At 60.9% G+C, this 21,793-nt stretch carries 19 protein-coding genes; 6 read left to right on the top strand and 13 right to left on the bottom strand.

All coding sequences use genetic code 11. From position 1 onward, the window contains the following. Positions 1–14: 14 nt before the first annotated feature. The 8 genes from ACS4NR_RS00915 to pcaR form a co-directional block, all read right to left on the bottom strand. Positions 15–1,310: an MFS family transporter gene (locus ACS4NR_RS00915; RefSeq protein WP_095138475.1), complete on the bottom strand. Its 1,296-nt coding sequence runs from the start codon at positions 1,308–1,310 to the stop codon at positions 15–17. 195 nt (positions 1,311–1,505) lie between these two features. Then, the gene (gene pcaG, locus ACS4NR_RS00910; protein ID WP_095138473.1) at positions 1,506–2,072 is read right to left on the bottom strand and encodes a protocatechuate 3,4-dioxygenase subunit alpha; all 567 of its coding nucleotides are present in this window, start codon (positions 2,070–2,072) and stop codon (positions 1,506–1,508) included. A 1-nt stretch (position 2,073) separates the two neighbouring features. Then, positions 2,074–2,778, bottom strand: coding sequence for a protocatechuate 3,4-dioxygenase subunit beta (pcaH, locus tag ACS4NR_RS00905; protein ID WP_041070512.1), 705 nt, complete (start codon positions 2,776–2,778; stop codon positions 2,074–2,076). A 37-nt stretch (positions 2,779–2,815) separates the two neighbouring features. Then, positions 2,816–4,021, bottom strand: coding sequence for a 3-oxoadipyl-CoA thiolase (gene pcaF / locus ACS4NR_RS00900; RefSeq protein WP_346651564.1), 1,206 nt, complete (start codon positions 4,019–4,021; stop codon positions 2,816–2,818). After that, complete coding sequence (locus ACS4NR_RS00895; RefSeq protein WP_456018877.1) at positions 4,018–4,797, bottom strand: CoA-transferase subunit beta; 780 nt, start codon at positions 4,795–4,797, stop codon at positions 4,018–4,020. Before ACS4NR_RS00895 ends, pcaF begins: the two co-directional genes overlap by 4 nt. After that, positions 4,797–5,654 (bottom strand): CoA transferase subunit A, encoded by an 858-nt coding sequence (locus ACS4NR_RS00890; RefSeq protein WP_003222404.1) that lies wholly within the window; start codon positions 5,652–5,654, stop codon positions 4,797–4,799. Before ACS4NR_RS00890 ends, ACS4NR_RS00895 begins: the two co-directional genes overlap by 1 nt. Positions 5,655–5,927: 273 nt before the next feature. Continuing rightward, the gene (locus tag ACS4NR_RS00885) at positions 5,928–7,274 is read right to left on the bottom strand and encodes an MFS transporter (protein WP_095138471.1); all 1,347 of its coding nucleotides are present in this window, start codon (positions 7,272–7,274) and stop codon (positions 5,928–5,930) included. A gap of 294 nt (positions 7,275–7,568) precedes the next feature. Continuing rightward, positions 7,569–8,411: a pca regulon transcriptional regulator PcaR gene (gene pcaR, locus ACS4NR_RS00880; protein WP_007963153.1), complete on the bottom strand. Its 843-nt coding sequence runs from the start codon at positions 8,409–8,411 to the stop codon at positions 7,569–7,571. Here pcaR and ACS4NR_RS00875 point away from each other — a divergent pair. The 3 genes from ACS4NR_RS00875 (at position 8,400) to ACS4NR_RS00865 (ending at position 11,117) form a co-directional block, all read left to right on the top strand. Next, positions 8,400–8,603: a hypothetical protein gene (locus ACS4NR_RS00875; RefSeq protein WP_456018876.1), complete on the top strand. Its 204-nt coding sequence runs from the start codon at positions 8,400–8,402 to the stop codon at positions 8,601–8,603. The genes pcaR and ACS4NR_RS00875 overlap by 12 nt on opposite strands. Positions 8,604–9,066: 463 nt before the next feature. Beyond that, positions 9,067–9,267: a hypothetical protein gene (locus ACS4NR_RS00870; protein ID WP_003222398.1), complete on the top strand. Its 201-nt coding sequence runs from the start codon at positions 9,067–9,069 to the stop codon at positions 9,265–9,267. Positions 9,268–9,641: 374 nt separating this feature from the next. Then, positions 9,642–11,117, top strand: a complete 1,476-nt coding sequence (locus ACS4NR_RS00865) for an inorganic phosphate transporter (protein ID WP_095138470.1) — start codon at positions 9,642–9,644, stop codon at positions 11,115–11,117. 1,024 nt (positions 11,118–12,141) lie between these two features. Here ACS4NR_RS00865 and ccoM read toward each other — a convergent pair. The 3 genes from ccoM to ACS4NR_RS00850 form a co-directional block, all read right to left on the bottom strand. Beyond that, positions 12,142–12,255, bottom strand: a complete 114-nt coding sequence (ccoM, locus tag ACS4NR_RS00860) for a cytochrome c oxidase subunit CcoM (protein WP_003222396.1) — start codon at positions 12,253–12,255, stop codon at positions 12,142–12,144. Positions 12,256–12,403: 148 nt separating this feature from the next. Then, positions 12,404–12,565: a hypothetical protein gene (locus tag ACS4NR_RS00855; RefSeq protein ID WP_095138469.1), complete on the bottom strand. Its 162-nt coding sequence runs from the start codon at positions 12,563–12,565 to the stop codon at positions 12,404–12,406. Between the two features lie 112 nt (positions 12,566–12,677). Beyond that, positions 12,678–13,019: a hypothetical protein gene (locus tag ACS4NR_RS00850; protein ID WP_003222394.1), complete on the bottom strand. Its 342-nt coding sequence runs from the start codon at positions 13,017–13,019 to the stop codon at positions 12,678–12,680. Positions 13,020–13,270: 251 nt separating this feature from the next. Between ACS4NR_RS00850 and rapA the strand changes: the two genes are divergently transcribed. After that, the gene (rapA, locus tag ACS4NR_RS00845) at positions 13,271–16,117 is read left to right on the top strand and encodes an RNA polymerase-associated protein RapA (RefSeq protein ID WP_456018875.1); all 2,847 of its coding nucleotides are present in this window, start codon (positions 13,271–13,273) and stop codon (positions 16,115–16,117) included. 369 nt (positions 16,118–16,486) lie between these two features. Here the strand turns inward: rapA and ACS4NR_RS00840 are convergent, their stop codons facing one another. Then, positions 16,487–17,836, bottom strand: a complete 1,350-nt coding sequence (locus tag ACS4NR_RS00840; RefSeq protein WP_095138467.1) for a spinster family MFS transporter — start codon at positions 17,834–17,836, stop codon at positions 16,487–16,489. 301 nt (positions 17,837–18,137) lie between these two features. Here ACS4NR_RS00840 and ACS4NR_RS00835 point away from each other — a divergent pair, with 301 nt between their 5' ends. Next, positions 18,138–18,506 (top strand): YkgJ family cysteine cluster protein, encoded by a 369-nt coding sequence (locus ACS4NR_RS00835; protein ID WP_095138466.1) that lies wholly within the window; start codon positions 18,138–18,140, stop codon positions 18,504–18,506. Between the two features lie 147 nt (positions 18,507–18,653). Next, positions 18,654–20,936 carry a putative bifunctional diguanylate cyclase/phosphodiesterase gene (locus ACS4NR_RS00830; protein ID WP_456018874.1) on the top strand — a complete coding sequence of 761 codons (2,283 nt, stop codon included), beginning with the start codon at positions 18,654–18,656 and terminating at the stop codon, positions 20,934–20,936. Here ACS4NR_RS00830 and ACS4NR_RS00825 read toward each other — a convergent pair. Next, positions 20,827–21,723: an NAD(P)-dependent oxidoreductase gene (locus ACS4NR_RS00825; RefSeq protein ID WP_456018873.1), complete on the bottom strand. Its 897-nt coding sequence runs from the start codon at positions 21,721–21,723 to the stop codon at positions 20,827–20,829. The two genes, ACS4NR_RS00830 and ACS4NR_RS00825, sit on opposite strands and share 110 nt — an antisense overlap. Positions 21,724–21,793: the final 70 nt, after the last annotated feature.

Here is a 21,793-nt window from a genome sequence, read left to right as displayed (position 1 = left end):
CCGCGCACATCGGTTTACAGATCGTGATGCAAGTACGCCGCCTGTTTCGGCAGGCGCAGGCTGAACAGGAACGCCACCGCCATCATCACCGTGACGTACCAGTAGAACGCGTTTTCCATGCCCCCGGCTTTCAGGCTCAGGGCCACGTATTCCGCCGAACCACCGAAGATCGCGTTGGCCACCGCATAGGCCAGACCGACGCCAAGGGCGCGGACTTCCGGCGGGAACATTTCGGCTTTCACCAGGCCGCTGATCGAGGTGTAGAAACTGACAATCGCCAGCGCCACGGTAATCAACACAAAGGCCAGAATCGGGCTGCTGATGCTTTTCAGGCTCAGCAGGATCGGCACGGTAAACAGCGTGCCGAGCGCGCCGAACCAGAGCATCGAATTACGTCGGCCGATCTTGTCGGCGAGCATGCCGAACAGCGGCTGCATGCACATATACAGGAACAGCGCGCCAGTCATGATGTAACTGGCGGTCTTGGCGTGCATGCCGGCGGTGTTCACCAGGTACTTCTGCATATACGTGGTGAAGGTGTAGAAAATCAGCGAGCCACCGGCGGTGTAACCGAGCACGGTGATGAACGCGGCCTTGTGATCACGGAACAGTGCGCGGATGCTGCCGGCGTCCTTGTTCTCGCGCATTTCCTTGCTGGTGGTTTCCTTCAACGAACGGCGCAGGAACAGCGAAATCAACGCCGCCACCGCACCGACCACAAATGGAATCCGCCAACCGTAGGCGCGCAGGTCCTCTTCGGTGAGAAATTGCTGCAGAACCACCACCAGCGACACCGCCAGCAGCTGTCCGCCGATCAGGGTCACGTACTGGAACGAGGCAAAAAATCCACGCTGCCCCTTTAGCGCGACTTCGCTCATGTAGGTCGCGGTGGTGCCGTACTCGCCGCCGACCGACAAGCCTTGCAGCAAACGCGCGAACAACAGCAGGACTGGCGCCCAGACGCCGATGTCCTTGTAGGTCGGCAGGCAGGCGATCAGCAGCGAGCCGAAGCACATCATCAGAATCGAGATGAGCATCGAATTCTTGCGCCCGTGCTTGTCCGCCACCCGGCCAAAAATCCAGCCGCCAATCGGGCGCATCAGGAAGCCGGCAGCAAACACCCCGGCCGTGTTGACCAGTTGCACCGTAGGGTTGTCGGAAGGGAAAAACGCCGGGGCGAAATAGATCGCGCAGAAGGCATAGACATAGAAGTCGAACCATTCGACCAAGTTGCCGGACGAGGCACCGACAATGGCGAAGATGCGCTTGCTGCGCTCCTCGCCGGTGTAATGAGCGGTGGTAGTGGTCATTGGTTTTTACTCTGAAGGGACAGGTGAGAGTCTAGACACACTTCGCAACAATCCCGTTCCACATCGAATCAGCAACACAGTTCTCCCCTGTGGGAGCGGGCTTGCTCGCGAAGGCGGCGGGTCAGTCAACATTAATATCGCCTGACACGCCCTCTTCGCGAGCAAGCCCGCTCCCACAGGGGATTGGGGTGTACCTCAGTAATCGAAGAACACCGTCTCGGCCTCAGTGCCCTGCAAAATCACATTCCACTGATACACACCCGCCGCATCCGGCTTCGCCAGCAACGTAGCGCGACGCTCGGCCGGCACACATTCCAGCAGCGGATCATTGACGTTCGCCGGGTCGCCTTCGAAGTAGATGCGTGTCAGCAAGTGCTTGACCAGCCCACGGGCAAACACCAGCACCACCAGATGCGGCGCCTGGGTCGAGCCCTTCAGGCCTTCGACCGTGCCCGGTTTGATCGTGGTGAAACGGAAGCGCCCTTCGGCATCCACCGGCACCCGGCCAAAACCTTCGAAATGCGGATCCAGCGGCTTGTCCTGCTCGTCTTCCGGGTGCGCGTACTTGCCGGCGGCGTTGGCCTGCCAGACTTCGAGCATCGCGTCGTTGACCACATCGCCGTTGCCGTCAACGACTTGGCCGGTGATCGCCACGCGCTCGCCGAGGGTTTGTTCGACCGCGAGGTTTTCGCGGTTCAGCCAGGTCAGGCCGATGTGGTAGTACGGCCCGACGGTGTGGGACGTGGTGGCAGTCAGCGTCATCTTATTTCTCCATCGGCGTGGCGTCGCGGCCGCGCAAAACGATGTCCCAGCGATAGCCGAGGGCGTAGGACGGAATGGTTTTTTCCAGATCGAAAGCGGCGATCAGACGTTCCTTGGCGGAGGTGTCCGGCACGCAGTTGTAGATCGGGTCGTAGGCCAGCAGTGGATCGCCGGGGAAGTACATCTGCGTCACCAGGCGGGTGAGGATACTCGGCCCGAACAGCGAGAAATGGATGTGCGCCGGGCGCCACGCGTTGTGGTGGTTGCCCCACGGATAGGCGCCGGGCTTGATGGTCTGGAACTGATACCAGCCGTCGGCGTCGGTCACGGTGCGGCCGGTGCCAGTGAAGTTCGGATCCAGCGGTGCGTCGTGCAGGTCGCGCTTGTGGTTGTAGCGACCGGCGGCGTTGGCCTGCCAGATCTCCACCAGAATCCCCGGCACCGGCAAGCCGTTTTCGTCGAGCACACGGCCGTGAATGATGATGCGCTCGCCCAACGGCTCGCCGTCGTGCTGGGCAGTCAGGTCGTTGTCCTTGTCGGCGACGCGTTCGGCACCGATGGTCGGGCCGGTGATCTCCGACAACGAATGCGGCAGAAACACCAACGGCTTGGACGGCGAGCGCAGGTTGGTGGATTGATACGTCGGGTGCAGGTATTCAGGCTGGGTGCCTTCCTGCGGACGACGGTAGCCAGGCTTGTCAGTCATTTCGCTTTCCTCAGTTCTTATCAGTCGACGCGCTGCGTCAGACGCGTTCAATGGCCAGGGCCAGACCCTGCCCGACGCCGACGCACATGGTCGCCAGACCTTTCTTGCCGCCGGTCTTCTCCAGCTGATGCAGCGCGGTCAGCACCAGGCGCGCGCCGCTCATGCCCAGCGGATGGCCCAAGGCAATTGCGCCACCGTTCGGGTTGACCTGCGGCGCATCGTCGGCCAGACCCAATTCGCGCAGCACCGCCAGACCTTGGCTGGCAAACGCTTCGTTGAGTTCGATCACGTCGAAATCGCTGACCGCTACGCCGAGGCGCTCGATCAGTTTGCGCACCGCCGGCACCGGGCCGATGCCCATCACCCGAGGTGCAACCCCGGCGCTGGCCATACCGAGTACTTTGGCGCGGGCAGTCAGGCCGTGTTTTTTCACCGCTTCCGCCGACGCGAGAATCAGCGCGGCAGCACCGTCGTTGACCCCGGACGCGTTGCCGGCGGTGACAGTCTTGTCCGGGCCGTTGACCGGTTTGAGTTTGGTCAGCGCTTCAATTGTCGTGTCGGCGCGCGGGTGTTCGTCCTGGCTGACCACGGTTTCGCCCTTCTTGTGGGCGATCCGCACTTCGACGATTTCCTCGGCGAAGTAGCCCGCAGCCTGCGCGGCGGCAGTGCGTTGCTGACTGCGCAGGGCGAAAGCGTCCTGATCGGCACGCGACACTTTATAGTCGTCGGCGACGTTGTCGGCGGTCTGCGGCATCGCATCGACGCCGTACTGGGCCTTCATCAGTGGGTTGATAAAGCGCCAGCCGATGGTGGTGTCTTCCAGCTTCATGTTGCGCGAGAACGCTGCGTCCGCCTTGCCCATCACGAACGGCGCGCGGGACATAGACTCGACGCCACCGGCAATCGCCAGCTCCATCTCGCCGCTGGCAATCGCACGGAAAGCAGTGCCGATCGCGTCCATGCCCGAAGCGCAGAGACGGTTGAGGGTCACGCCTGGCACGCTGTCCGGCAGCCCCGCGAGCAGCAGCGCCATGCGCGCCACGTTGCGGTTGTCTTCGCCGGCCTGGTTGGCGCAGCCAAGGAACACTTCGTCGATCGCGTTCCAGTCCACCGAGGGATTGCGCTCCATTAGCGCCTTGATCGGCACGGCGGCCAGATCGTCGGCACGGACGGCGGACAAACCGCCGCCAAAACGGCCGATGGGTGTGCGAATCGCGTCGCAGATATACACGTCACGCATCATGCTTCTCCCGGTGCCTGGCCGTGGGCGGCGGCGGTGCGCGCTTCGAGATCGCGCAGTGAAGTCAGCTCGACGTCGGTCGGCTCGGCGGTTTGTTCAACGTTGTCGGCAAAGCGGATCGCCCAACCGGTGGCGGCGACCACTTGCTCGCGGGTCACGCCCGGATGCAGTGCGGTGACCACGAATTCGTGGGTGCCCTGCTCCGGTTCCATGATGCACAGATCGGTGATGATCCCGACCGGGCCAGCACCCGGCAGGCCCAGACGCTTGCGCGAATCGCCGCCCTCGCCGTGACCGACAGAGGTAATGAAGTCGAGCTTGTCGACGAACGAACGCGCCGACTGCTTGAGGATGATCAACACGCTCTTCGCCGAACCGGCGATTTCCGGCGCGCCACCGGCACCCGGCAAACGTACTTTCGGCGCGTGGTAATCGCCGACCACGGTGGTGTTGATGTTGCCGAAACGGTCGACCTGCGCGGCGCCGAGAAAACCGACGTCGATGCGCCCGCCTTGCAGCCAGTAGCGAAAAATCTCACCGGTCGGCACGACGGTGTCGGCGGTTTCCGCCAGTTCACCATCACCGATCGACAGCGGCAGCACGCTAGGCTTGGCGCCAATCGGGCCGGATTCGTAGATCAGCACCACGTCCGGCGACGAAGTCAGGCGCGCGAGGTTGGCGGCTTTCGACGGCAGGCCGATACCGACGAAGCACACCGAGCCGTTCTTCAGGCGACGGGCCGCAGCGACGGTCATCATTTCATTGGTGGTGTAAGTCATTACTTGGCCTCCGAAGCAGCGGCCAACTTGGCCTGAAACTCGCTGAAGTCAGCGCAGCCATGGATGTATTCGTTGATCCACGCGGTAAACGTCTCACGGTCGCGGGCGATCGGATCCCACGCCTGATAGAAGCGATTGTCGCGTTCGGTGTAACCGTGGGCGTAGGACGGATGCGCGCCGCCGGGTACGTGGCAGACCGCGCTCAAGGCCCAGGTCGGCAGCACGCAGGCGTTCATCGGCGCGTTGAGGTTGTCGACGATCTCCTCGACGGTGACGATGCAGCGCTTGGCCGCCAGTGCCGCTTCTTTCTGCACCCCGAGAATGCCCCACAGCAGCACGTTGCCCTGACGGTCGGCTTTCTGCGCGTGGATCACGGTGACGTCCGGACGCACCGACGGCACCGCCGCCAGCACTTCACCGGTGAACGGGCAGGTCACGGATTTGATCAGCGGGTTGACCTTCGGCAGGTCGGAACCGGCGTAGGCCCGCAGTACGGCGAAAGGCAGGCCGGAAGCGCCGGCGACGTAGGCATTGGCCAGGTCGGCGTGGCTGTGCTCTTCGATTTCCAGGGCATGCGGCCATTGCTTCTCGACCGCATCGCGCAGACGGTGCAGCGAACCCACACCGGGGTTGCCGCCCCAGGAAAAGATCAGCTTGCGTGCACAACCGGCACCGATCAGTTGGTCGTAGATCAGGTCAGGCGTCATCCGCACCAGGGTCAGATCTTTCTTGCCCTGGCGAATGATTTCATGACCTGCCGCCGTAGGGATCAGGTGAGTGAAGCCTTCGAGCGCGACGGTGTCACCGTCGTTGACGAATTGCTTCACCGCGTCGTGCAGCGAAAGGATCTCAGCCATGGAGCAGGCTCCCGTTTTTGTAGTGAATCGCCAGTGATAAAAAGGCGCGAGGTTCAGCGCCGGAGTCACTGCAGATTAAGCCGCTGAAAATGGCCAAACAATCCGATAATCGACTGAGTGTTCGTTTATCGAACGGATTGTTATCACCCTATCAATCACAAGCAAAAGCTTCGCGAGCAAGCCCGCTCCCACATTTGACATGTGTTTTCCCTGTGGGAGCGGGCTTGCTCGCGAAGGCGTCGGAACATTCAACGCAAATCGAAATGACTCGACTCAAGTCGCATCCGCATGACTGACCATGCCTTTGATCACCACCGCCGTCGTCGCCAACGCCGCCGGAATCACCAGCGCCGTCAGCACCTGCTCGAAATTCCAGCCCAACCCCAGCAACGTCGCGCCCATCCACGCCCCGAGAATCGCGCCAAACCGGCCAATCCCGAGCATCCACGACACCCCGGTTGCCCGCCCCTGGGTCGGATAAAACCGCGCCGCCAGCGATGGCATCGCCGATTGCGCGCCGTTGACGCACATCCCGGCCACCAGCACCAAGGTCGCCAGCAATGTGATGTTGCCCAGACTCTGCCCCACCGCGTAGGCAAACACCCCGGCCAGCAGGTAAAAAGTGCCGATGACCTTGTGCGGATTGAAGCGATCCATAGCCCAGCCCACAGCGACCGCACTCAACACCCCGCCGAACTGGAACAACGCGCCGATGAACGCCGCCTGCTCCATGCTGGCGCCGCTGTCACGCATCAGGGTCGGCAGCCAACTGGTCAGCAGATAAACGATGACCAGACCCATGAAGTAGGTCAGCCACAGCAGCAAGGTGCCGGCGCTGTAGGTGCCGGAGAAAATCACCGCGAACACATTGCGCGCCTTGACGGTTTTCTGTTCCGGCACGCTGAAACTCGAGGCCTGCGCCACGGCGACCGGATCGATCGGCGACAAGGTCTTGCGCACTTTGTCGGTGCCGCGATTACGCACCACCAGATAACGCGCCGACTCCGGCAGCCAGAACAGCAGCACCACCGCGAGGATCAACGGCAGGATCCCGCCGATCAGCAGCAGGCTGTGCCAGCCGAACGCCGGGATCAGCTTCGCCGAAATGAAACCGCCACCGGCCATGCCGAGGTTGAAGCCGCAGAACATGCTGGTCACCAGCAAGGATTTCTTGCGCTCCGGGGTGTATTCCGAGAGCAGCGTAGTGGCGTTGGGCATGCCGGCACCCAGCCCGAGACCAGTGAGGAAGCGCAACACCAGCAGTTGTTCGACATTGGTGCTGTACGCCGAGGCCAGGCTGAAGGCGCCGAACAACACCACCGCGCCGACCAGCACCACTTTGCGCCCGAAGCGGTCAGCCAGCGGGCCGGAACCCAGTGCACCGAAGACCATGCCGATCAGCGCAGCGCTCATCACCGGGCCAAGGCTGGCGCGGTCGATGCCCCAGTCCTGGGACAGCGCCGGCGCGATAAAACCCATCGCCGCGGTGTCGAGGCCATCGAGAAACACAATCAGGAAACACAGGATCACCACGCGCCACTGATAGCGCGAGATCGGTTGGGCATTGATGAAGGTCTGCACGTCGAGGCAGTTACCCACAGCGGACTGAGGCTGGTTCATTGTTTTTATTCCACGCAAAAAACGCAGTCGAACGGCGGCCGGCCGAAGAGCGGCACGGTCACAAGAATAGAAGGTCTGAATCAGGCGTTGCGGGAAACCCGGCAACAGGGGATGCAGCGGAGACAGTCGGGGAACATGCGCATGGTGAGTTGCCTCTTGTCATTATTATGGGAGTCGACAGTCCGGGCTGAGACCTGTGCTCAGCGCCGGATGACGCTGCCGCGACATTAATGATCCGGGGCTTTTAGCGTCAATTCGATAAACGCAACACTGTGCGTTTATCGAACAGCTTCATCAGGCGAACAACTGCGCACTGAGGTCGCGGCTGGCGCTGAGCAGGCCCGGCAGGAAGCGTTGCTCCAGCTCGGTACGGCTGACGCGACCGGCGTGGGTACTGACATTGAGCGCCGCCACCACCTGGCCCGACGCGTCGTAGACCGGCACGGCAATCGAACGCAGGCCTTGTTCGAGTTCCTGATCGACGATGCACCAGCCCTGCTGCCGTACTTCCTGCAAGCATTCGAGCAGACTTTCCGGGGTGTGCAGCGTACGGCTGGTCTTGGCCACCAGTTCGGCATGGTCGAGGTATTCGCGCAGCGAGGTGTCGTCCAGCGCCGCCAGCAGGATGCGGCCCATCGACGTGCAATAGGCCGGCAGACGCCCGCCCACCGACAGGTCCACCGAGATCAACCGCTGCGTGGTCGCCGAGCGGGCGATGTACAGAATGTCGTCGCCCTCGAGCGTGGCCATGTTGCAGGCTTCGTGCAGTTGCTCGCTCATGCGGTCGAGGTACGGCTGGGCCGACACCGCCAGCGGCGTCGACGACAGATACGCGTGGCCGAGGGTCAGCACTTTGGGCAACAACGAGTACGTGCGGCCATCGGTGGTGGCGTAACCCAGTTTGATCAGTGTGTGCAGGCAACGGCGCACGGCGGCGCGGGGAATTTCCGTGCGATGGCTGATCTGGGCGATGGTCAGGTGCCGCTTGCGCTCCTGAAATGCCTGCACCACCGCCAGGCCACGGGCCAGCGAGGTCATGAAATCCGGATCGCCGGTCAGCGCCTGGATACGCTTGGCGGGCGACGCGACGATCGGCGGCGCCACGGAGGTGAAGGAGTTGCGCATTTGATCGTTCATTTCTTGTCCTTTTTTGCGGCACGAATCAATGGCCATACAAGCGGCTCGCCGGCAAATGCACAAGCACCGGGACGCCAAGATTGGGCGATTATCGAACCGCCGACCGATAATCGCAATCCATCACCCGGTGTCCTTCGCGGCGTCTTCAATCCTTTGCCTGACCTGTTCATTCAACTTCGCATGCATGTTTAGTTGTTCGACTTAATGGCGCCAGAAACTCAACGCGTGGCCTTAAAAGGTTTCGGCGAATTTCAACTAGCGATAAAACTTGTCAGTAACAAAACGATCACACATCCCGAACCGTTTTTAACTTGGCAAAGATAGTCATTCCCGAATCGACCGCTATAATGCACCTCAGTGGCGCCGCGTTTTCATTGGCCGAGGGTGCCGCCCGCTGAACCGATGCCTATTGTCGTCAGCCCCGGCCAGCGCCTGACGCTCATTATTCATGCACCGCCAGTGCGCTTGCTGAAACAGGAAACTGATGCTGCGTCAGTTTTAATCTGGTGCCGTAGCCGCCTGCAACATGGAAGTCTTGATCGCCCTGCCGATAACACCAATGCCTGAACCGGCATTGCCCTTCGGTGGACGTGTTCAATCGACTCGTTGCCGGGCGTTTCACCAGTTATTTATCTCAACTCAAACAGGTAGCACTGTGACGAAAGACGAACTGCGCGCGGAACTTGAGCGCCAGGAACAACGTTACAAGGAAGTTTACGGCGGGGAAGTCACCACCTACGCCGCTCAGCCCGAACCGGAACGCAAAGCATGGCGTAAACGCCCGACTGTTCAGGATCAGGTTTTCCAGCAAGAACTGAAGAAAATGGAAGAAGAACTCAAAACCGAAGAGCCATGAACGGGCAATCCTGAGTTTTCGAGGGTCTGCGTCGCCACCGGCTAAAAGCACGGTGACCCGACGATGCCTTGCGCACCCGCTATCCGCGGGCAGCGGCCACCTCCCCCGTCCTGCACGGGAATGGAGCGTGTCTGACTCGTTTCAGAGATATTTCACACAGGCGTTTGAGGCCCGCGCGCGCTCGACAAAATGCCTGCTGCCTGAAGGTTTTCCCAAGCTAATCAAAGACTTGAAAAACCCTGCAACACGCTAGGGCTTTGCACCTTGCAACAATTTAATTCGACATTGATTGCTACCGATGAGCAGGTAGGGGATCGATTTCCAGTCTTTTCTGGCATAATCGCGCCCCCTTATGACCGGGTCAGAAAACCTTCATGATCGATTTATTCAGCGGACTGGATGCTTGGGTGCTTGTGAGCCTCTTGCTCGCCCTGACGTTTGTCCTCGCCTTCGAGTTCATCAATGGATTTCATGACACCGCTAACGCGGTAGCCACTGTTATCTACACCAAAGCCATGCCGCCTCACCTGGCGGTGTTCTTCTCCGGTGTGTTCAATTTCCTCGGCGTGTTGCTGGGCGGCGTTGGCGTGGCGTATGCCATTGTTCACCTGCTGCCGGTGGAACTGCTGATCAATGTGAATACCGGCCATGGTCTGGCGATGGTGTTCTCATTGCTCGCCGCGGCGATCACCTGGAACCTGGGCACCTGGTACTTCGGTATCCCGGCCTCCAGTTCCCACACCCTGATCGGCTCGATCCTCGGCGTCGGCCTGGCCAACGCCCTGATCAACAACATTCCGTTGGCCGACGGCGTGAACTGGCAGAAAGCGATCGACATCGGCGCCTCGCTGGTGTTCTCGCCAATGGCCGGTTTCCTGATCGCCGCGCTGGTCCTGATCGGCCTGAAGTGGTGGCGCCCGCTGTCGAAGATGCACAAGACTCCGGAACAGCGCCGCAAGATCGACGACAAAAAGCACCCGCCGTTCTGGAACCGCCTGGTTCTGGTGATCTCGGCCATGGCCGTGAGCTTCGTGCACGGTTCCAACGATGGCCAGAAAGGCATCGGCCTGATCATGCTGGTATTGATCGGTATCGTGCCGGCGCAGTTCGTCCTCGACCTGAGCAGCACCACCTACCAGATCGAACGCACCCGCGACGCGACCCTGCACCTGAGCCAGTTCTACAAGCGCAATGCTGACTCCCTGGGCGAATTCCTGGCCCTGGGCAAAAGCGTTGAAGGCGACCTGCCGGAGAAATTCCGCTGCAACCCGCAGCAGACCGAACCGACCATCAACGCCCTGCTTGGCACCCTTAAAGGTGTAGCGGACTACCATTCGCTGTCCTCGGAAAGCCGCATCGAAGTGCGTCGTTACCTGCTGTGCCTGGACGACACCGCGAAGAAGGTCGGCAAGCTGCCAGGCCTGGAAGCGCGTGAGAAGGCTGACCTGGACAAACTGCGCAAAGACCTGACCACCACCACCGAATACGCCCCGTTCTGGGTGATTCTCGCGGTCGCCCTGGCCCTCGGCCTGGGCACCATGGTCGGCTGGAAACGCGTGGTACTGACCATCGGCGAGAAGATCGGCAAGCAAGGCATGACCTACTCCCAGGGCATGTCGGCGCAGATCACTACTGCCAGTTTGATCGGTATGGCCAACATCTTCAGCCTGCCGGTATCGACCACTCACGTGCTGTCCTCGGGCGTGGCCGGCACCATGGTCGCCAACAAGAGCGGCCTGCAGGGTGGGACTGTTCGCACTATCCTGCTGGCGTGGGTGTTGACCTTGCCGGCGACTGTGGCGCTGTCGGCTGGGTTGTTCTGGTTGGCATCCAAAGCGCTGGGTAGCTGATAGACCGCAGCACATGAGAAAGGCGTGATTCGTGAGGATCGCGCCTTTTTTTTGGGTTTGGTTTTGTGAGCATATCCGTTGCTGCGGTAACGGCCTCCTATGGTTCCGCCCTTACGGCGGGTCACTTTTTCCAAACGCCGAAAAAGTAACCAAAAAGGCTTCCCCCGGCGTACGGCACTTCGCTGAGGCTCAGTGTTCCCTCGCTACGGTGTCCATCCGGGGGCATCGCCTCCGGTTTGCTTCGCTGCACCTCCTCTCGATGTATGCGGCTTCGCCGCATGGCGCTGCGCGCCTAACCCCCTGATGGACACCTACGCTCGGCCTGCCGAAGGGGCTGAAGATCAAAAGCCACATCAAGAGCCAAAGCCAAAGCCAAAGCCAAAGCCAAAGCAGATCAAAAGATCACAGCCTTCGGCAGTTCCTACAGGGGATTGGGTGTATTCAGTTTTGAGATTTGGTCGGCTGTCAGGCCGCCTTCGCGAGCAAGCTCGCTCCCACAGTTGGATGAGTGCATTCAGTCAGAGATCGGTCGGCTCGTAGGCCGCCATCGCCAGCAGGCTGGCTCCTACAGAAAAGCAAAAGCCGAGCGCACGCTTTTCCACCACTCAACACGATGAGCGTTAGCTCGAGTAAAGCTTTTGATCTGAGGGCCCGTCGGCAGGCTGAGTGGAGGGGTTTATCCGGGGGTGGGAGCGCAGCGACCGTTTGGCGCAGCCAAACACAGCGAGAGGAGGTGCAGCGAAGCAAACCGTAGGCGCTGCCCCCCGGATGAATCCCGCAGCGAAGGAACCCGAGCCTAAGCGAGGGCCGAACGTCAGGGTAAAGCCTTTTTGGTTACTTTTGAGGCGTTTGTCAAAAGTGACCCGCCGTAAGGGCGGTACCCTAATCAGCAACACCCGCAGCAACGGATATTCACACCCAACAACCCACAGCATGGTCGGCCCAAAGGCCGCCAAGACACAAAAAAAAGGGGCAACCGAAGTCGCCCCAAAATGCCTTGCGTGCTCATCAAACCCGGAAAGACCTACTTCTTGCGCTTATTCGCATCCTTCCAGATAAAAAATCCAAACCCTGCAAAAAACAGAACCATGAGACCTACGGTCAGAACCCCGGCAAACACCACGTTATCGAAAAACATGACTGTGGCCTCCTGGCCCCTGCTTTGCTGCGATGGAGCTAAGTTAACCAATCGCGCAGGCGCAGAAATTGACCAGGATCAAGTCCGGACAACACAGAAGGCAAAGGCGGGAAAATAACTGACCTGCATCAAAGGACGCAGGGGGAGATCAACGCTTTTTCGGTTTCTTTTTCGGCTTTTTCTGGGCTTTTCCCAACGGCATGGCTTGCTCGAAGGCCTTGCGCACTTCGTTGAGGCGTTTCTCGTTGAGGTCATGCACGCGCTTGGCGCGCTCGGTGCTGAGGTCGATCAGTTTGTCGTCTTGGCTCATGGCGGGTGCATCACTTAGAAGAATCACAACTGCCGCATCAAAGGCAGGACTGCGCCAATCATGCCGCCTGACGCCAGCGCTCTACAACAATTCGTGTAAACCTTTCCGGGAATCAGATCTCGATATCGACCCACAAGCCCTGACGCGGCTGATCCTCCATCAGCGGCACCACCGGCACCGTGTTGTCGGCATTCAGCTCGGTGCCCGGTACGGCCAGATGTTCTTCCGGATCTTCGTCGGCTTCGCGACGGCGACGATCACGCTCCTGTTGGCGACGCTGTTCTTCGCGCGCCAGCAGTCGATCCTCTTCCGGATCGCGCTTTTGCAGATCGATCGTGCTTTCGTTGGAGCTCTCCTGCACCGGCACCACCGGAGGAATGTCCGGCCGCTGGCGAATCGGATCCTGCTGGGAAGTGATCGGCACAGCGCTCAGGGGGAGCATCGGTGGCAGCATATAAAGGGTCTCCTGTCAGCAGGCTATCGGCTGCGGCAAAGGCGCCTTGAGCCACTGGTCGCAAACTTGTGACCGGGTTGGCACTGTAGGAGCTGCCGCAGGCTGCGATCTTTAATGGAACACCGTAGAGCGCAAGCGTTCCCGAAGATCAAAAGATCGCAGCCTGCGGCGGCTCCTACCCAGTAATCTTTGGCCCTGAAGCCTGCATTCCGTTAAGATAGCCCGCTTTTTCAAGGTGGGAGTCAGGCAGCATGGCGCAGCAGTATCAACCGGGGCAACGCTGGATCAGTGACAGCGAAGCAGAGCTTGGTTTAGGCACCGTTCTGGCACAGGACGGCCGCTTGTTGACCGTGCTTTACCCGGCCACTGGCGAAACCCGCCAGTACGCGCTACGGAATGCGCCCCTCACCCGCGTGCGGTTCTCGCCGGGTGACACCATTACTCACTTCGAAGGCTGGAAGATGACCGTGCGCGAAGTCGACGACGTCGACGGGCTGATGGTCTATCACGGTCTCAACGGGCAGAACGAAGCCGTCACCCTGCCGGAAACCCAGCTGTCGAACTTCATTCAGTTCCGTCTGGCCAGCGACCGCCTGTTCGCCGGGCAGATCGACCCGCTGTCGTGGTTCTCCCTGCGCTACAACACCCTGGAACACACCAGTCGCCAGTTGCAGTCCTCGCTCTGGGGCCTGGGCGGCGTGCGTGCGCAACCGATCGCGCACCAGTTGCACATCGCCCGTGAAGTCGCCGACCGTATCGCGCCACGGGTTCTGCTGGCGGACGAAGTGGGTCTGGGGAAAACCATCGAAGCCGGTCTGGTGATCCATCGCCAACTGCTCTCGGGCCGCGCCAACCGTGTGCTGATCCTGGTTCCGGAAAACCTGCAGCACCAGTGGCTGGTGGAAATGCGCCGCCGCTTCAACCTGCAGGTCGCGCTGTTCGACGAAGAACGCTTCATCGAAAGCGATGCCACCAACCCGTTCGAAGACACCCAACTGGCATTGGTTGCCCTGGAGTGGCTGGTCGACGACGAGAAGGCGCAGGACGCCTTGTTCGCCGCCGGCTGGGATCTGATGGTGGTCGACGAAGCCCACCACCTGGTGTGGCACGAAGACAAGGCCAGCCCCGAGTATTCGCTGGTCGAACAACTGGCTGAAGTGATTCCCGGCGTGCTGCTGCTCACCGCGACCCCGGAACAGCTCGGTCAGGACAGCCACTTCGCCCGTCTGCGCCTGCTCGACCCGAACCGTTTCCATGACCTGGCCGCGTTCCGCGCCGAGAGTGAGAACTATCGCCCGGTGGCTGAAGCCGTTCAGGAACTGCTCGACAAGGGACGCCTGTCGCCGGAAGCGCACAAGACCATCCACGGTTTCCTCGGCAACGAAGGCGAAGCCTTGCTGACCGCGGTCAACGATGGCGATACCGAAGCCAGCGCCCGTCTGGTGCGCGAGCTGCTCGACCGCCACGGCACCGGCCGCGTGCTGTTCCGTAATACCCGCGCCGCGGTGCAGGGTTTCCCCGAGCGCAAACTGCACCCGTACCCGCTGCCATGCCCGGACGAATACCTTGAACTGCCGCTGGGCGATCACGCCGAGCTGTACCCGGAAGTCAGCTTCCAGGCCCAGCCGGACGCCAGCGAAGAAGAGCGCTGGTGGAAATTCGACCCGCGCGTCGAGTGGCTGATCGATCAGCTGAAAATGCTCAAGCGCACCAAAGTGCTGGTGATCTGCGCCCACGCCGAAACCGCGATGGACCTGGAAGACGCCCTGCGCGTGCGTTCCGGCATCCCGGCCACGGTGTTCCATGAAGGCATGAACATCCTTGAGCGTGACCGCGCCGCCGCCTACTTCGCCGACGAAGAGTTCGGCGCGCAGGTGCTGATCTGCTCGGAAATCGGCAGTGAAGGTCGCAACTTCCAGTTCGCTCACCACCTGGTGCTGTTCGATCTGCCGTCGCACCCGGACCTGCTTGAGCAGCGTATCGGTCGTCTCGACCGGATCGGCCAGAAGCACATCATCGAACTGCACGTGCCGTACCTGGAAACCAGCCCGCAAGAGCGCCTGTTCCAGTGGTACCACGAAGCGCTGAACGCGTTCCTCAACACCTGCCCGACCGGCAACGCCTTGCAGCATCAGTTCGGCCCGCGCCTGCTGCCGCTGCTTGAAGAAGCCGACGACGGTGAGTGGCAAGCGCTGATCGACGAAGCGCGCACCGAGCGCGAGCGTCTGGAAGCGGAGCTGCATACCGGCCGCGACCGCCTGCTGGAGCTGAACTCCGGTGGTTCGGGCGAAGGCGATCAGTTGGTCGAGGACATCCTTGAGCAAGACGATCAGTTCGCCCTGCCGATCTACATGGAAACCCTGTTCGACGCGTTCGGCATCGACAGCGAAGACCATTCGGAAAACGCCCTGATCCTCAAACCGAGCGAGAAGATGCTCGACGCCAGCTTCCCGCTGGGCGATGACGAAGGCGTGACCATCACCTACGACCGCAACCAGGCGCTGTCGCGCGAAGACATGCAGTTCATCACCTGGGAACACCCGATGGTGCAGGGCGGCATGGACCTGGTGCTGTCCGGCTCGATGGGCAACACCGCCGTCGCACTGATCAAGAACAAGGCACTGAAACCGGGCACCGTGCTGCTGGAACTGCTCTACGTCAGCGAAGTGGTTGCGCCGCGCTCGCTGCAACTGGGCCGCTACCTGCCGCCGGCCGCCCTGCGCTGCCTGCTCGATGCCAACGGCAACGACCTGTCGGCCCGGGTCTCGTTCGAAACCCTCAACGATCAACTGGAAAGCGTGCCGCGTGCCAGCGCCAACAAGTTCATCCAGGCCCAGCGCGATCAGCTGACGCCACGGATCAACGCCGGTGAAGACAAGATCACCCCGCGTCACGCCGAGCGCGTGGCCGAGGCCCGTCGTCGTCTGGCGGCGGACACCGAGGAAGAACTGGCGCGCCTGACCGCGTTGCAAGCAGTCAACCCGACCGTGCGCGACAGCGAACTGGATGCGTTGCGCAAGCAGCGTGAACTGGGTCTGGCGATGCTCGATAAAGCGGCATTGCGCCTGGAAGCGATCCGGGTGCTGGTGGCGGGTTAAGTCCCCCGCTCTAGCGCTATAAATGAAGAGGCCCGCAGTGATGCGGGCCTTTTTGTTTATCTGGTATTTATCGACTGATGCTGATGGCCCTTTCGCGAGCAAGCCCGCTCCCACAGTTGACCGAGTTGTTTCAGGAAGCAATGCGGTCGAATGTGGGAGCTGGATGCATTGCGTCTGGAAGCGATCCGGGTGCTGGTGGCGGGTTAAGTCCCCCGCTCTACCGCTATAAATGAATAGGCCCGCAGTGATGCGGGCCTTTTTGTTTATCTGGTATTTATCGACTGATGCTGATGGCCCTTTCGCGAGCAAGCCCGCTCCTACAGTTTGGAATGCGTTCCCATGTGGGAGCGGGCTTGCTCGCGAAGGCGATCATGCAGTCGCCACAGAAACATCAGGTTCAACCACTGCCACCAACCCCTCCTTCATCCGCTGCGCATCGCGCACAAAACAGCGCGCCGCCAGAAACAGAAACACCATGGTCAAGAACAGCGCCACCGGAATCAGGTACATCGCGTCATGCAACCCCACAGCCTTGAACGCCTCAGTCATCTGCTCGGCCCCCGCCGAAAGCATCGCCGACTTGGCGAAGTGATCGGACAAGGCCCCAACCACCACTGGCCCCAAGCCGCCGCCGAGCAAGTACAGCCCGGCAAAGAACAGCGCCATCGCCGTAGCCCGCAGGCGTGGTTCGACCACGTCCTGAATCGCCGTGTACACGCAGGTATAGAAGTTATAGGCAAACAGCCAGCCGACGCTGAACACCGCGACGAACACGCCGATCTCGACCCGTCCGGCATGCAGCGCCCACGCGGTGCACAGGGTCGAGATGATCAGGCTGAAGCCGGCAAACAGCAGTCGACCGTTGGCGACTCGCTGGTGAATCTTGTCGGCGATCCAGCCGCCGAGGGTCAGGCCGATCAGCCCGGTGATGCCGACAATCACCCCGGTCGCCACTGCCGCTTCCTGCAGCGGCATCAGGAAGTAGCGCTGCAGCATCGGCACCAGAAACGAGTTGCAGGCATAGGTGGCAAAGTTGAAGCACAAGCCGGCCATCACCAGCCACAGGAACGTCGGCACAGCCAGAATTCGACGGATTGGTTTGTCGACTTTCTCTTGCGAAACCTGCACGGTTTCCGCCGCGCCGCGCTTTGGTTCTTTGATGAAAAACATGAAGATCGCAAGGAACAGCCCCGGTACGGCGGCGATGAAGAACGGCGCGCGCCAACTGTCGAAAGCCTTGACCATCCAGCCTATGGTGAAGAACGCCAGCAACAGCCCCAGCGGCAGGCCGAGCATGAAAATGCCCATGGCCCGCGCCCGACGGTGCGCCGGGAACAAGTCGCCAATCAGCGAGTTAGCCGCCGGCGCGTAACTGGCCTCACCGATGCCGATGCCCATACGTACGATGAGGAAACTCCAGAAACTGCCCACCAGCCCGTTGACGGCGGTGAGCGCGCTCCAGGTCGCCAGACCCCAGCCCATCAGTTTGCTGCGTGAGCCGGTGTCGGCCATGCGCCCAAGCGGCAGACCGGCAATCGCATAGACAATGGTGAACGCCGTGCCGACGATCCCCAGTTGAAAGTCGCTGAGGTGCCATTCCATGCGGATCGGCTCGATGATGATCGCCGGAATGGTGCGGTCGAAGAAATTGAACAGGTTGGCAAGGAACAACAGGAACAGAATGCGCCAGGCATTCGCCGCTTGGGTCGAGTTCTGCATGGGTCCGTCTCTTTATTGTTATGTGGGCTTCACTGCCGACGCATCCGAGCCCGGAACCTGCAATCTAGACAGACCTGCCGAGGCTGTCTGTGATCATTCGTCAGCCTGATAATGAGCCATGGCACTGTAAAGAAACGTAAGCCCTTGATAACTCGGCAATCGCCCATAAACCGGGGGTTTTGCGGCAAAACCCGGCTACAAAAAAATACTTTCGCGCCCCCCTTCCCAAGTTCATGGCGAAGCCTAGAATAGCCGCCGGATCCGTCCGGATTCGCCGATCAACCCCTTTGATACCCTCCCCATGTCCGAAGTCAGTCCGTGTCTGAATTGCGGTGCCTGCTGTTCCCATTTTCGCGTGTCTTTTTTCTGGGGTGAATGCTCATCCTCCGGGGGTACGGTGCCCGATGAACTGGTCACCCAGATCACACCCAGCCGGGTGGCCATGATCGGTACCGATCAGAAACCGGCACGCTGCACCGCGTTGGTCGGCGAAGTCGGCAACGTTGTGCAATGCTCGATCTACGACAAGCGTTCCAGCACTTGCCGCGAGTTCGAGGCGTCGTGGGAGAACGGTGAACAGAACGTCGATTGCGACGCCGCCCGGGCGCGATTCGGCCTGCCGCCCCTCGATCCGGAGTGGAACCGGATTCATTACGACCAGAGTGCCTGACGCTTAGCACCAATCGCTATGAAGCTCATGCCGAAATCGTTGACTGCAATGTGCCACTACCGCTTGCACGATAAAAACCGCCTCTATACTCCTCTCATTCGCCTGCGTTGCTGAGGCAGCAGGGACGACTTCAGAGACGGGGATGCTATGGAGTGGCTTGGTTTGCAGTTTGTTACCGAGCTGCCGGAGAGCGGGCAGGTCATTCTCGATTGCACACACAATCCCTTGTTGGTGCTGGTGGCCTATCTGGTTGCCTGCGCCGCGAGTTTTGCCACCCTCGACATGGCCGAGCGGGTTGGCCACGCCGAAGATCCGGGTTCGCAACGGGTCTGGCGCTGGATCGGTGCCACTTGCCTGGCCGGCGGCATCTGGGCCATGCACTTCATCGCCATGCTGGCATTCCAGGCGCCGCTGGAAATCCATTACGAACTGGCCACCACTCTGTTTTCCCTGGTGATCGCCCTGCTCGCCTCGTGGCTGGCGATGCACACCCTGAGCGTGCCTCAACCCTCGTTGATGCAGTACCTGAAAACCGCCATCGTTATCGGCCTGGGCATCGCCGGCATGCATTACGTCGGCATGGCGGCGATGCATTCTATGGCCACCGCGTATTACCAGCCGCTGCTGTTCTGCCTGTCGATCGTGATTGCCATCGGCGCCAGCTTCGCCGCACTGTGGGTCGCCGGTTATTTGCGTGAAAGCAGTGGACGGTTTCATCAACTGCTCAAATACACCGCCGCGATGATCCTCGGTGCCGGCATCATCAGCATGCATTTCACCGGCATGGCCGCGTTGAATCTGGTGGTGCCCGAGGGCGCAGCACCGACCCTGAGCGGCGAAACCAATTACCTGCAACTGGGCCTGACCGTCGCATTGATCATCCTGCTGATTCTCGGCAGCGCGATCAGCGCGGCACTGGCCGACAAGAAACTGCAAAGCAAGGAGCACGACCTGCGCCGGGTCAACGCCCTGCTCAGCCAGCTCGATCAGGCGCGGATGTCGCTGCAGCAAGTGGCCAACTACGATGCCCTGACCAACCTGATCAACCGTCGCGGTTTCAACCAGCTCTTCGCCGAGAAACTCAGCCAGAAAACCAGCGAGGGCGGGATGCTCGCGGTGATGTTTCTCGACATCGACCACTTCAAGCGAATCAACGACAGCCTCGGCCATGACGCCGGCGACGCCCTGCTCAAAGTCATCGCCAATCACATCAAGGGGTCAGTGCGCAGCCATGAAGACGTGGTCGCCCGCTTCGGCGGTGACGAGTTCTGCATCCTGATCAGCCTGCGTGAACGAGAGGAAGCGCGCAACATGGCGCAACGGATCATGCTGAAGATGAAGGAGCCGATCGAGCTGGCCGGCCGCCGTATGGTGATGACCACCAGCATCGGCATCAGCCTGTTCCCGGACGACGGCACCACCTGCGAAGAACTGCTCAAGCACGCGGATCTGGCGCTGTATCAATCCAAGGGCGCCGGGCGTAACGGCCTGCATTTTTTCAGCACCAACATGAAGACCCGCGCCAGCCTCGAACTGCAACTGGAAGAAGAACTGCGCCAGGCCCTGCGGGAGGAAAACGGGCTGACGCTGTATTACCAACCGATCTTCGAACTGAAAACCGGTCGGGTGACCAAACTCGAAGCGCTGATCCGCTGGCAACACCCGGTGCATGGCCTGCTGGCCCCGGACCGTTTCATTGCGATTGCCGAAACCAACGGCCTGATCGCCGAACTGGATAACTGGGTGCTGCGCCGGGCCTGCACCGATCTTGGCGAACTGACCCGGCATGGCTGCGACGAACTGAAAATCGCCTGGAACTGCTCGCCCCTCAACCTCGCTCGGGAAGAACTCGCCGACGAGATCGAAAGTGCGCTGCGCAGCGCCGGGGTCGCGCCGGAACGGCTGGAACTGGAAGTCACCGAAAACGCGCTGATGGGCAACATCGCCAACACCTTGGTGCTGCTGCGGCAGATCCGCGCCCTCGGCGTCTCGCTGTCGATCGACGACTTCGGCACTGGCTATTCGTCGCTGGCCTACCTCAAGCGCCTGCCGCTCAATACGCTGAAAATCGACCGTTCGTTCATCCTCGACATTCCCACGGCGACCGCCGACATGGAGATCGTCCAGGCGATCATCGTCATGGCCCACACCCTGCATTTGCAGGTGGTGACCGAAGGCGTGGAAAGCCTGGAGCAGTACGAGTTTCTTGAGCGCTCGGGCTGCGATTTCATTCAGGGTTATCTGCTCAGCCGCCCGGTGCCGCTGGACGAGTTACGCCCGGTGCTTGAGGAAATCAATCAGCGCAAACACTCGCGCGCGGTCAATCCGTTGAGTCTGGCGCGCGGTACATTTGTACCAGTGTCGCAGGATCCTTCTGCAAAAAACCTTGCGCCCCATGCAGGCGCATCAGTTGTGCGGCCAATCCGCTGATCGGTGTGACCGAGCCTTGTTCGCGGGAGAATTTCACTGCGGTATCGAGGTCTTTGAGCAGCGTGCGTACGTGCCATTTTACCGGTTCAAAACGGCTCTCGGCCATTTGCGGGGCAAGGATCTGCAACGGTTTCGAATCGGCAAAGCCACCGGCCAGCGCTTCGGCGATCAGGCTCGCATCGACTCCGGCCTGTTCGGCCAGCGCCACCACTTCGGCAATCACCAGCGCATTGCAGGCGACAATCATCTGGTTACAGGCCTTGGTCACCTGCCCGGCGCCGACACCGCCCATGTGCGTGACGCGTTGACCGAGGCTGAGCAGCACCGGGCGCACCCGATCCAGATCCGCCGCCGCGCCGCCGACCATGATCGCCAGACTGCCGGCCTCGGCACCGACCACGCCGCCGGACACCGGTGAATCGAGCCAGCTCATCCCGGCCTTGTCTGCCAATTCGGCGGCCATCTCGCGAGTTGCAGTCGGTTCGAGGCTGGAAAAATCCACCAGCAACTGGCCTTTTTTCGCGCCTTCGCCGATGCCACCGGCGCCAAATACCACCTCGCGCACCACTGTCGTGTCGGCCAGGCAGAGCATCACCACGTCCGCGTGTTCGCACAGTTCGGCCGGGGTCGCCACTTGCCGGGCGCCGGCTTCGACCAGTGGCGCGCACTTGGCCGGGTTGCGATTCCACACGGTCAGCGGGTAGCCCGCCGCCAGCAAACGGCGGCACATCGGCAGGCCCATCAGGCCGATTCCGGCAAAACCCAACGAAGGTAGCGTTGACATCATTTCGCCTCTTTTTGATTAAAGATCACTGAATAATGGCCGATTCATGAGCGATCAGGAAAGGATTCCCCCG

The sequence above is a fragment of the Pseudomonas sp. JQ36 genome (assembly GCF_053851495.1).
The sequence above is the reverse complement of the archived record's forward strand: the minus strand, read 5'-3'. Positions and strand labels throughout refer to the sequence as shown.